This is a genomic window from Saccharothrix espanaensis DSM 44229, from assembly GCF_000328705.1.
Taxonomy (GTDB): Bacteria; Actinomycetota; Actinomycetes; order Mycobacteriales; family Pseudonocardiaceae; genus Actinosynnema; species Actinosynnema espanaense.
In genome coordinates, this window is sequence record NC_019673.1 from 8,945,725 (window position 1) to 8,957,478 (window position 11,754).

The 11,754-nt window shown below is 73.4% G+C and carries 8 protein-coding genes; 6 read left to right on the forward strand and 2 right to left on the reverse strand.

Annotation, left to right across the window (positions count from 1 at the left end; genetic code table 11):
* Window positions 1-64 precede the first annotated feature (64 nt).
* Complete coding sequence (locus tag BN6_RS39405) at window positions 65-1,990, forward strand: NACHT domain-containing protein (protein WP_231904861.1); 1,926 nt, start codon at window positions 65-67, stop codon at window positions 1,988-1,990.
* Here BN6_RS39405 and BN6_RS39410 read toward each other — a convergent pair.
* On the reverse strand, window positions 1,979-3,151 hold the full coding sequence (locus tag BN6_RS39410) for a pyridoxal phosphate-dependent aminotransferase (protein ID WP_015105466.1): 1,173 nt from the start codon (window positions 3,149-3,151) through the stop codon (window positions 1,979-1,981). The two genes, BN6_RS39405 and BN6_RS39410, sit on opposite strands and share 12 nt — an antisense overlap.
* A gap of 80 nt (window positions 3,152-3,231) precedes the next feature.
* On the opposite strand from BN6_RS39410, the gene BN6_RS39415 reads away from it, so the two are divergent.
* The gene (locus BN6_RS39415; protein ID WP_084672978.1) at window positions 3,232-4,437 is read left to right on the forward strand and encodes a DUF445 domain-containing protein; all 1,206 of its coding nucleotides are present in this window, start codon (window positions 3,232-3,234) and stop codon (window positions 4,435-4,437) included.
* 51 nt (window positions 4,438-4,488) lie between these two features.
* Here BN6_RS39415 and BN6_RS39420 read toward each other — a convergent pair whose 3' ends face one another.
* Window positions 4,489-5,025, reverse strand: coding sequence for a CGNR zinc finger domain-containing protein (locus BN6_RS39420; RefSeq protein WP_015105468.1), 537 nt, complete (start codon window positions 5,023-5,025; stop codon window positions 4,489-4,491).
* A 141-nt stretch (window positions 5,026-5,166) separates the two neighbouring features.
* On the opposite strand from BN6_RS39420, the gene BN6_RS39425 reads away from it, so the two are divergent.
* The 4 genes from BN6_RS39425 (at window position 5,167) to BN6_RS39445 (ending at window position 11,744) form a co-directional block, all read left to right on the forward strand.
* Window positions 5,167-5,700 (forward strand): PadR family transcriptional regulator, encoded by a 534-nt coding sequence (locus tag BN6_RS39425; RefSeq protein ID WP_015105469.1) that lies wholly within the window; start codon window positions 5,167-5,169, stop codon window positions 5,698-5,700.
* Window positions 5,697-6,374: an ABC transporter ATP-binding protein gene (locus BN6_RS39430; protein WP_015105470.1), complete on the forward strand. Its 678-nt coding sequence runs from the start codon at window positions 5,697-5,699 to the stop codon at window positions 6,372-6,374. Before BN6_RS39425 ends, BN6_RS39430 begins: the two co-directional genes overlap by 4 nt.
* 400 nt (window positions 6,375-6,774) lie before the next feature.
* The gene (locus BN6_RS39435; RefSeq protein WP_015105471.1) at window positions 6,775-9,096 is read left to right on the forward strand and encodes an FtsX-like permease family protein; all 2,322 of its coding nucleotides are present in this window, start codon (window positions 6,775-6,777) and stop codon (window positions 9,094-9,096) included.
* Between the two features lie 413 nt (window positions 9,097-9,509).
* Window positions 9,510-11,744: an FtsX-like permease family protein gene (locus BN6_RS39445; RefSeq protein ID WP_015105472.1), complete on the forward strand. Its 2,235-nt coding sequence runs from the start codon at window positions 9,510-9,512 to the stop codon at window positions 11,742-11,744.
* Window positions 11,745-11,754 lie beyond the last annotated feature (10 nt).

An 11,754-nucleotide genomic window follows, 5' to 3' on the forward strand; every position in this document is an offset into this window, starting at 1 on the left:
AGTACGCACGACACAGGGGTGACCGTGTCACCACCTGGCGTGACCGGTGGGCCATTATGCCCAGGTGTCCCGTTTTCGTCAGCGCGCCGTGCTCGTCGGTTGTGTCCTGGCCGCCCTGCTCGCGGCGGCCGGGTTGTTCGTCACCGACTACGGCATCGAGCCCGACCTGTGGCTGTCCGGCCTGGCAGTCGGCTTCCTGGCGTTCCTCGCCGCCGTCGACCCGTGGTTGCACCGCAGGCGCGCCGCCGGGCTCGCCACGGACGCCAACCTCGACGCGGCCGTGACGGCGCTCGCCACGTCGCTGCACTCGCAGTGGACGGAGGAGTGCCGTGCGCGCGGGCTCGCCGACGACCTCCTCGACCTGCACTGGAGTTCCGACGCCGGACGCCCCGGCCGCGGCGACGCCGTGGTGGGCGCGTTCGAACGCCACCCCCGCCTGGTGTTCCTCGGCGAGGCGGGGGCGGGCAAGAGCACCATCGCCATGCTGCTCACCATCGGCCTGCTCGACCGGCACGACGGCGGCCCGGTGCCGGTGCTGCTGTCGCTGTCGAGCTGGGACCCGGACACCGAGGACGTCCGCACGTGGATGACCCGGCGGCTCTACGAGGAGCACCCGGCGCTGCGCAACACCGAGCTGTACGGCAGCTACGCGGGCGACCTGCTGATCGAGCAGCGCCGGGTGTTCCCGGTGCTCGACGGCCTGGAGCGGATCGCCGAGCACAAGCGCGCGGACGCGCTGGACCGCATCAACCGCGCGTTCCCGGGCTCGTCGCCGCTGGTGCTCACCAGCCGCTCGGACGAGTTCGCGCGGGCGGGCGTGCCGGTCGCGGGCGCGGACGTGGCGCACCTGCACCCGTTGGACCACGAGGAGATCGCGGGCTACCTGCGGGCGCACGCCGACCCGGTGACCGCCGCCCGCTGGGAGCCGATCTTCCTGCACCTGCGCGACGAGCCGGACGGCCGGCTGGCGGACGCGCTGTCCACCCCGCTCGCGGTGTGGCTGGCGGGCCTGGTCTACGGCTACGGCGAGCCCAGCGAACTGCTGGACCGCACCCGGTTCCCGGACCGCCGGGCGATCGAGGACCACCTGGTGGACGAGCTGGTCGACGGCGCGTTCGGCGACCGGGGGGTGGCCAGCCAGGCGCGCGCCAGCCAGGTGTGGCCGCGTGACCGGGCCCGGCGCTGGCTGGCGTTCCTGGCGAGCGGGATGCACGCCCGGGGCATCACCGACCTGGCCTGGTGGGAGCTGCGCCGCTCGGTCGGCAGGCGCTGGCTGGCGGTGCTCGGCGCGCTCGTCCTGGGCACGATCGGCGGTCTGGGCGTGGGCTGGCTGATGGCGTACGCGAGCACGCCGAAACTGGCCCCGGCCACCGGGTTGGCCGCCGGGCTGGCCGTGGCGGTGGCCGCGCTGTTCGCCTCCCGGGACCGCGCGCCGAAGCCGAGGCTGGGCGTCTGGCGGAGCCTGGTGCTGGTCAGCGGGGTGCTCGGGATGGCGGTCGGCCTGGTGTTCGGCGCGCTCTACGGGCTGTCGGCCGGCCTGGTGGTCGGGCTCGGCCTGGCCGTGGCGGTGGCGCTGCGGTTCGCGCTGGGCAGCAGCGCCGAGCTGAGCCACCCGACCAGCCCGAAGTGGACGATGGCCCGCGACCGGATCGCAGTGTGGACCGGGTCGCTGGTGCTCGCGGTGGTGTTCGGCGCGGCGGCGGGGCTGGTGTTCGGTCCCCACCAGACCGGCATGGTCGGGCTGGGCCTGGCGTGCGGGCTGATGCTCGGGTTCACGCTGTCCGTGCTGCACCTGCGCTGGTGGTGGTTCACCGTGGCGCGGATCTGGCTGGCGGCGCGCGGCAAGCTGCCGTGGGAGCTGATGGTGTTCCTGGAGGACGCCCGCAAGCTCGGCGTGCTGCGCCTGTCGGGCGCGTCCTACCAGTTCCGGCACACCCTGGTGCAGGAGCGGCTGGCGGGCGCGCCCGTCCCGGTGCGCTCAGGCGCCTAGCTTCCGCAGCCGCACGATCGCCTCGTCCAGCACCTCGTCCTTCTTGCAGAACGCGAAGCGCACGAGGTGCTGCCACTGCTCGGGGTGGTCGGTGAACACCTGCACCGGCACGCCCGCGACGCCGATCCGCTCCGGCAGCTCGCGGCACAGCTGCGCGCCGTCGGTGAAGCCGAGCGGGCGGACGTCGGCGGTGATGAAGTAGGTGCCCTCGCTGGGCCGCACCGCGAACCCGGCGTCGGTCAGGCCCTCGGCCAGCCGCGAGCGCTTGTCCTGCAACGACGTGCGCAGCTCGGCCACCCAGTCCAGCTCGTGCCGCAGCGCGTGCGCCACGGCCGGCTGGAACGGCGCGCCGCCGACGAAGGTGAGGAACTGCTTGGCCGCGCGCACGGCGGCGACCAGCTCGGCGGGCCCGCACGCCCAGCCGATCTTCCAGCCGGTGCAGTTGAACGTCTTGCCCGCGCCGGAGATCGTCACGGTCCGCTCGGCCATGCCGGGCAGCGTGGCCAGCGGGACGTGGTCGCGGTCGTCGAACACCAGGTGCTCGTAGACCTCGTCGGTGATCGCGATCAGGTCGTGCTCGACGCACAGCCGGGCGACCTCGGTCAGCTCGGCCCGGTCGAGCACGGTCCCGGTCGGGTTGTGCGGCGAGTTCAGCAGCAGCGCCCGGGTCTTCGGCCCGATCGCGGCGCGCAGCGCGGCGACGTCCAGGCCGAGCCGCCCGGTGCCGGGTTCCTCGACCAGCCCCACGGCCTTGCGGGTCGCGCCCGCGAGCGCGACCGAGGCGGCGTACGAGTCGTAGTAGGGCTCGATCAGCACGACCTCGTCACCCGGTTCGACCAGCCCGAGCAGGCTCGCCGCGATGGCCTCGGTGGCGCCGACCGTGACCAGGATCTCGGTGTCCGGGTCGTAGTGCGTGCCGTACCGGGCGCGGTGCTCGGCGATCGCCTGCCGCAGCACCGGCATCCCGGGGCCGGGCGGGTACTGGTTGAGCCCGCCGTCGATGGACTGCTTGGCGACCGCGAGCATCCCGGCGGGCCCGTCGGTGTCCGGGAAGCCCTGCCCGAGGTTCACCGCCCCGGTGCGCGTCGCCAACGCGGTCATCTCCGCGAAGATCGTCGAGGTGAACGGCCGCATCCTGGTGACTAGCGCTGGTACCCGCACAACGCCGAATCTTCACGGACAATGGCGTCGTGGAGCAACTGACCGCCGCTGACCAGCTCAAGCGCCGAGACCTGCGCCGGATGAAGCTGGTCGCCACCGGCTTCTTCCTGGCCGCGACCGTGATCTTCCTGGTGGCGCTGCTGTTCGAGGCGGGCGGCCCCGCCTGGATCGGGTACCTGCGCGCCGCCGCCGAGGCCGGCATGGTCGGCGCGCTGGCCGACTGGTTCGCGGTGACCGCGCTGTTCCGCCGGCCGCTGGGCCTGCCGATCCCGCACACCGCGATCATCCCGACCAGGAAGAACACCTTCGGCGACGCGCTCGGCTCGTTCGTCGGGACGAACTTCCTGTCCGAGGACGTGGTGCGGGACAAGCTGCGCCGGGTCGGCGTGGCGCACCGGGTCGGCGCGTGGCTGAAGCAGCCGGACAACGCCGAACGGGTGACCGGGGAGCTGTCGAACGTCGTCAAGGGCGCGATCAGGGTGCTGCGGGACGAGGACGTGCAGGCGATCGTGGAGCAGGCCGTGGTGCGCCGGCTGACCGACCAGCCGTGGGGGCCGCCGCTGGGCAGGCTGCTGTCCCAGGTGCTCACCGACGGCGCGCACCACAAGCTGGTCGACCTGCTGTGCGACCGCGCCTACGACTGGGTGCGCGACAACTACGACAAGATCACCGGCCTGGTCACCGAGCGCTCGCCGGTGTGGTCGCCGAAGTTCATGGACTCGATGCTCGGCGACAAGGTCTACACCGAGCTGCTCAACTTCGCGTGGGCGGTGAAGACCGACGACAACCACCCGATGCGGCAGGCGCTGGACCAGTTCCTGATCGAGTTCGCCAAGGACCTCCAGACCGACCCGGACACCATGCAGCGGGCCGAGGCGGTCAAGCAGCAGGTCGTGGAGCACCCGGACGTGCAGCGGCTGATCGGGTCGGCCTGGGGCACGGCGAAGGGCATGCTGCTCTCCGCCGCCGAGGACCCGTCGTCCGAGCTGCGCAAGCGCATCCGCGCCGGGCTGGCCTCGTTCGGCGCCCGGCTGGTCTCCGACGACGCGATGCGCGCCAAGGTCGACGGGTGGCTCGAAGACGCGGCGGGGCACGTCGTGGGCAACTACCGCGCCGAGATCACCACGCTGATCACCGACACCGTCGAGCGGTGGGACGCCGAGGAGACCTCCCGCAAGATCGAGCTCCAGGTGGGGCGCGATCTCCAGTTCATCCGGATCAACGGCACGGTGGTGGGGGCCCTGGCGGGCCTGGTGATCTACACGATCGGGCAGCTCGTGGTGTGACCGCCCCGGTGCGCTCGCGCCGGGGCGGCCACCCGCCGGGCACCCGACCCGCTACGACACGCTGAGCGCGCGCCGCTCCCGGAAGTTGCGCGCCTTCTCGCGGTTCCCGCAGACCTGCATCGAGCACCACATCCGCGATCGGTTGCGGGAGCGGTCGAAGAACGCCCACAGGCAGCCGTCCGCCTGGCAGATCTTGAACCGCTCCCACGACCCCAGCACGGCCAGCCGGGCGGCCGCGCCCAGCACCGCGCCCAGCGCGTCCTCGCTGGACATGGTGGGCACGCCGTGGCTGAGGTCGACCCGGATCAGGCCCGCGGCGGGGGTGGGGTCGGGACCGTCGTGGCGTTCGCCCAGCGATGCCCGCAACGAGGTGCGGACGGCGCGGGCCTCGCCCAGGTCGCCGACATCACCCAGACCGCGCTCGGTGACCCACGCCCGCCACGCGGCGGTGTGGTCCAGCACGTCGGTGCCGAGTTCGAGATCTCGGGTGTTGAGGAAAGCGAGCAGCAGCTCCACATCGTGTTCCGCATCGCCGGCTCGACCCTGCGCGAGAGTCGCGTGGTCCCAGCCGGCCGCCAGACCAGTCACCCCACCACTGTAGGCGTCGGAGGGTGACGATGTGACGAAGTAACCGTCAAACCACGGTCACCGGTTAGCCCCGTTGCCCGTTCGGCTGACCGCCGATCGGGCTATGCACCTGGTGTATACCTCGTGTGTATAGTCGGACCCATGTCGATCGGACACACCCTGCTCGGCCTCTTGGAAAAGGGGCCACGGCACGGCTACGACCTCAAGAAGGCCTACGACGAGCGCTTCGGCCAGGACCGGCCGCTGCACTACGGGCAGGTCTACACAACGCTGTCCCGGCTCCTGCGCAACGGCCTGGTGGCCGAAGCCGGCGTCGAGTCCGGTGACGGCCCGGAGCGCAAGCGGTACGCGATCACCGACGCGGGCGTGACGGACGTGGAGCAGTGGCTGGGCACGGCCGAGAAGCCCGAGCCCTACCTGCAGAACACGCTCTACACCAAGGTCGTGCTGGCGCTGCTGTCCGGCCGCAGCGCGGACGACGTGCTCGACGTGCAGCGCGCCGCCCACCTGGCGACGATGCGCGAGCTGACCAGGCGCAAGGCGTCCGGCGAATTGGCCGACCAGCTGATCTGCGACCACGCCCTGTTCCACCTGGAAGCCGACCTGCGCTGGCTGGAGCTCACCGCCGCCCGGCTCGGCCAGCTGTCCGCGCAGCTCGCGGGGGTGCGCTCGTGAACGCCCTGCTGGAAGCGATCGACCTGCACAAGTCGTTCGGGCCGACCCCGGCGCTGGACGGTGCCGGCCTGCGCGTGCGTGCGGGCGAGGTGGTGGCCGTGATGGGGCCGTCGGGTTCGGGCAAGTCGACCCTGCTGCACTGCCTGGCGGGCATCCTCACCCCGGACTCGGGCGTGGTCCGCTACCGCGACGTCGAGCTGAGCGCGATGGGCGACGGCGAGCGCAGCGAACTGCGCCGCACGGAGTTCGGCTTCGTGTTCCAGTTCGGGCAGCTGGTGCCGGAGCTGAGCTGCCTGGAGAACGTGGCGCTGCCGCTGCGGCTGGGCGGCCTGAAGCGGCGCGAGGCGGAGTCTCGCGCCCTGGAGTGGCTGGAGCGGCTGGAGGTCGCCGACGTGGGCGACAAGCGCCCCGGCGAGACCTCCGGCGGCCAGGGCCAACGGGTCGCCGTGGCCCGCGCCCTGGTGACGAACCCGCGCGTGGTGTTCGCCGACGAGCCGACCGGTGCGCTCGACTCCCTCAACGGCGAGCGCGTGATGCAACTGCTCACCACCGCCGCCAGGGAGACCGACGCCGCCGTCGTCCTGGTGACCCACGAGGCCCGGGTGGCGGCCTACTCCGACCGCGAGGTCGTCGTCCGCGACGGCCGTTCCCGCGAGGTGGAACCGGTCCGATGAAGCCCCTGCTCGCCAGCGTGACGCGCTGGGTCCGCCACACCGTGGCCGACCACGCCGTCCGCCTACCCGCACCGCGCCCCCTTCTCGGTCCCCACGCCTCGGTCGACCCCGCCGCCGGCCAGGTGCCCGCCCAGGCTTCGGGCCGGTCCGCCGACCGAGCGCCTGACCTGGCGTTCGGCCCAACGCCCGCACCCCCGCCCCGAACCTTCGGCACCGCGCAGTCCGCCACCCCACCCCACCGCGCGCCCCGGACCCGTGCCACCGACAGCCGTCCTGTCGAAGGCCGTACCGCCGACAGCCATGCCGGCGACAGCGGCGCCGGCGATAGCCACGCCACCGACCGCCGTGCCGGCGAGGGCCATGCCATTGCCGGCCGCGCCCGCCGGGCGGAGCGGGTCCGATGAAGCGCTGGCTGAGCGACCTCGCCCTGGGCGTCCGGCTGGCCCTGGGCGGCGGCCGCACCTCGTGGGTCCGGCTCGCCCTGACCGGCCTGGGCATCGGCTTCGGCGTGGCCGTCCTGCTGGCCGCGTCGTCCGTGCCGAGCATGCTGTCCGGCCGCGCGGAGCGCGCCGCCGCGAGCAAGGGCGTGGTCGCCGGCGACACCAAGCCGACCTCGGACGTGCTCTACGTCGCCGAGTGGATGTCCAGCTATCGCGGCGAGTCGATCGTCGGCGACTTCGTCCTGCCGAGCGGCCCGGCCGCGCCGGTCCCGCCGGGCCTGACCGAGCTGCCCGGCGACGGCGAGATCGCGGTGTCGCCCGCCCTGGCGCGGCTGCTCGACTCCCCGGAGGGCGAGCTGCTCCGCGAGCGCTTCCCGCAGCACCGGGTCGGGCTGATCACCCAGCAGGGCCTCAACTCGCCGGAAGACCTGATGTTCGTGGCCGGCGACGCGACGGTGAAGCGCGACGACAAGGCGGCCGTCGTCTCCTACGGCGGCGAGCGGGAGGAGCGCACCCTCGATCCGGTGCTGTCGCTGCTGATCATGGTCGGCGTGGTGGCCCTGCTGTTCCCGGTCCTGGTGTTCGTCGGGATCAGCACCCGCCTCGCCGGCTCCGAGCGCGACCGGCGGCTGGCCGCGCTCCGGCTGGTCGGCGCGGGCGCGCGCCGGGTGCGCCGGATCGCCGCCGGCGAAGCGCTGCTCGGCGCGGTGACCGGACTGGTGGTCGGCGGGGTCCTGTTCCTGACCGCCCGTCAGTTCGTGGAGCACATCAGCCTGCTGGGCATCACCGTGTTCGTCTCCGACCTGACACCGACACCCTTGCTGACGGTGCTGATCCTGGTGCTGGTGCCGGTGCTGGCCGTGGTGACGTCGCTGATCTCCATGCGCCGCACGGTGATCGAGCCGCTGGGCGTGGTGCGCCGGAGCAAGCCGGTGCACCGGGTCATGTGGTGGCGGACGCTGCCGGTCTTCATCGGCACGGCGGCGCTGTGGAGCCAGTCCGGTCTGCTGGGCGGCTCGGAGAGCCAGGCGTCCGAGCCGATCGTGGTCGGCGGCATCCTGGTGCTGCTGCTCAGCATCCCGCTGCTGCTGCCGTGGGTGGTCGAACGCGCGGTGCGCAAGGTGCGCGGCGGCGCGCCGTCGTGGCAGCTCGCGATCCGCCGGCTGCAGATGGACAGCGGCACGGCGGCCCGGGTGGTCGGCGGCGTGTCGGTCGTGCTGGCCGGTGCCATCGCCGTCCAGTCGGTGCTGGCCAGCGCGGAGGCCAAGATCGTGGACCGCCCGGTCGACACCGCCGATCGCAGCCGCGTGGTGGTGAGCCTGATCGACTGGTCGGAGGAGAACGTCGAGCAGACCGTCGGCCTGCTGCGCCGGGCCGTCGACCCGAGCCGGGTCAACACGCTGCTCGGGTTCCAGTTCGAGTTCGACCCGACGAACCAGTACGGGGCGACGGTCGGCTCCTGCCAGGCGCTCAAGACCCAGGCGGACCTGGGCGACTGCCAGGACGGCGACGTCTTCTACGTCACCGGTCCCGCGGAGCTCGGCGCGGACGAGGCGGCGGAGCAGGCGAAGCTCCGGCCGGGCACGACCGTGACCGTGACCAAGGGGTACGACGACACCAAGGTCGTCGGTCCACAGTGGACCATCCCGCAGTACGAGGTGGTGAAGCAGCCCGAACGGCCCGGTGCCTACACCAACCGGGGCCTGCTGCTGACCCCGGCGGCGATGCGCGGGCTCGACATCGGGTTCAGCTACGGCACGATCATGGTCGACGTCGACCGGGGTGATCCGGACCTGGTCGACCGGGTGGGCAACGCGATCAGCCCGATGACCTGGCGCGCGTACTTCTTCTACTTCGGCCAGACCGACCCGGGCAAGCAGATCGAGCAGTTCCAGAGCATCCGGCAGGGCCTGCTGGCGGGCTCGCTGATCACCCTCCTGCTGGCCGGGGCCAGCCTGCTGATCCTGGCGCTGGAGCAGGTGCGGGAACGCCGCCGCCCGCTGGCGGTGCTGGCCGCGAGCGGCGTCCCGCGCGGAGCGCTGAGCCGGTCGTTGCTGTGGCAGAACGCGGTACCCCTGGTGCTGGCCCTGCTGGTGGCGGTGGCCATCGGCAGCGGTCTGGCGGTGTTGCTGCTGCGGATCATCGAGCAACCGATCGTCATCGACTGGTCGGGCGTCGCGATCCTGAGCACCACCTCCGCCCTCCTGGTGGTCGTCGTGACCGCCCTGACCCTGCCCTCGATGAGACGCGCGACCGGCGCCCTGGGCCTGCGCTCGGAGTGACCACCCCGCCCAGCGCCGCCGCCCCCTCCCCTTGGGCGGCGGCGCACCCTGCTCCACGCGCCGCCCGGTCCCACGCACGACTGCCCAGCCCGACTGCCCAGCCCGACTGCCCAGCCCGACTGCCCAGCCCGACTGCCCACCGTGGGCAGCACGGGGGCAATCGTGCCTGGGCCGCGGGCAGCGCTTCCCGATGCGGGCACCACCCCTGGGCGCGGGGTGGCGGCACACCCGTCGACGCCCGCACCCGGACCGCGCCCGAACCGTCCCCGGTGCGCTTTCCGCAGCCGATTCGGAAGACATGGCCGCCGATTCGGGAGTCGTAGCCACCGAACCGCCACCTGATCCGTCTTCATCAACGTGACCCCTGCATTCCGCTCTCCCCCACCCCGCACCCAGGACCGGGAGGTGCTCCGGTGAGCACCCGGTGGGTGGCGGACCTGGTCCTCGGGGTCCGGCTGGCCGTCGGGGGCAGCCGGACCTCGTGGGCCAGGTTGGCGCTGACCGCGGCCGGCGTCGGCCTGGGTGTCCTGGTGCTGCTGCTGGCCGCGTCGATCGGCCCGGCCCGGGAAGCCAAGTCCGAACGGGTCCAGGCCGCCGCGCTGGACCGGGCGGACACCCGACCGCCGCACGTCGGTCAGGCCACCGCGCCGCTGCGCGCCCGTGACGTGACAGTCTCCTGGCAGGGCCGCCGGATCCTCGGCGTGGAGCTGGCCGCGACCGGTGCCGACCGGCCGACGCCGCCCGGCGTCGGCCGGCTGCCCGCGCCGGGCGAGGTCGTGGTGTCGCCGGAGCTGCTCTACCTGATCCAGACCGACGACTCGGTGCGCGCCCGCTTCCCGGAGCGCGTGATCGGCGTCATCGCCGACGCGGGCCTGCCGAGACCGAAGTCGCTGCTCTTCTACTCGGGCCTGCCCGAGGCGCTCGTCGCGGACGCGACCCCGGCCGCGGGCTTCGGCGTCACCGGCGAGCAGCCCACGCTGCTGCCGGTCCACCGGCTGCTGATGGTCTCCGCGATCGGTGCGCTGCTGGTGCCGCTCGGCATCTTCGTCCTGGTCGCCACCCGGCTCGGCGCGACCGGCCGGGACCGCCGGCTCGCCACGATCCGGCTGGTCGGGGCGAGCCGCGAGCGGATCCGCTGGATCGCCAGCGGCGAGATCCTGACCGGCGCGGTGCTCGGGCTGTTCGTCGGCGTCGCGCTGTTCTTCGCGGCCCGCCCGCTGGCCCGGTTCATCGAGGTCGAGGGGGTCGGGTTCTTCCCCACCGACCTGCTGCCCGACCCGCTGCTCGGGGCGCTGATCGGGGTCGGTGTGCCGGTGGTGGCCGTGGTGGCGGCGCTGGTCGCGCTGCGCACCGTCGAGGTCGGCCCGTTGGGCCTGGTCAAGACGCTCGCCACGGCCGGTGACGTGCCGGTCCGCCGGGCGTGGTGGCGGTTCGCGCTGCTGGGGGCGGGCGCGGTGCTGCTGGTGGTGATCTCGGTCGCGGACAGCTTCCGCGAGGTGGTGGCGGACTCGACGGCGACGATCCTGCTGGGCGTGGGGATCGGCCTGGTGCTGGCCGGCACCGGTGCGGTGCTGCCGTGGCTGGTGGGCCGGGTCACGGCGGTGGTGCGGCCGGAGGGGGTCGCGCCGATGCTCGCGGTGCGCGGGCTGCGATCCGACGCGGGGATGCCGCGCGTGCTGGCCGGGGTGGTCGTGGTGCTGACCGGGTCGCTGGCGTTGCAGGTCCTGCTCGGTGTCGCGGCCCGGGGCACCGCCGAGTCCGCGCCGGCGACCGAGGCGGGCCGCTGGGTGCTGACCGTGTCCGCGCACACCCCGACCCGTTCACTGGAGGAGGCCATCGCGCTGATCGGCGGGGTGCGGCGGGTGAGCGAGGTGCGCACGTACGAGCAGCCCTCCCCGGTGCCGGCGCTAGTCGTGAGCACGGACTGCGCCGAACTGGCGGACCGCTTCGAGGTGACGGACTGCGCGCCGGGTATGGCCTACCGGACCGACGGCGGCCGCGAAGCGCCCGCACCCGGTTCCTCGTTCACCATCGACGGGCGCCCGTGGACGGTGCCGCAGGCGAAGGTGGTGCCCGGCCAGGCGAGCGGGCTGTTCGTCGCGGGCGGCTCGGACCCGGTGCTGACGTCCGCGCCGCCGTCCGAACTGGTCGTGGTCGGCAGCCCGGACCAGGCGTTCGCCGACCGCCTGCTGGCCGCGACCGGCCGTGTCGACCGGGGCGTGGCGCTGTCCACGGCGTACCACGACCTCCAGGTGGAGCTGTTCACGTCGCTGCGCGGCGGCGTGATCGGCGGGTCGGTGCTGCTGGTCCTGCTGGCCGTGGTCGGCCTGGCGGCGGCGGCCGTGGACCAGGTCTGGGAACGCCGTCGGCACACCGCCGTGCTGACCGCGAACGGCGTGCCGCGCCGGGTGCTCGCGGCGGCGGCGCTGTGGCAGTCGGCCATCCCCACCGCGCTGGGCATCTGCCTGGCCGTCCCGGTCGGGCTGGGCACGGCGTGGCTGGTGGTGCCGGCCGATCGCTTCCAGGTCGACTGGGTGGAACTGGCCACCACGGTCGGGCTGGCGGCGTTCGTGGTGCCGGCCGTGTCGCTGTGCACCCTGCCCGCCCTGCGCCACGCGATCCGACCGGAGAACCTGCGCACCGAATAACGCCATGTCG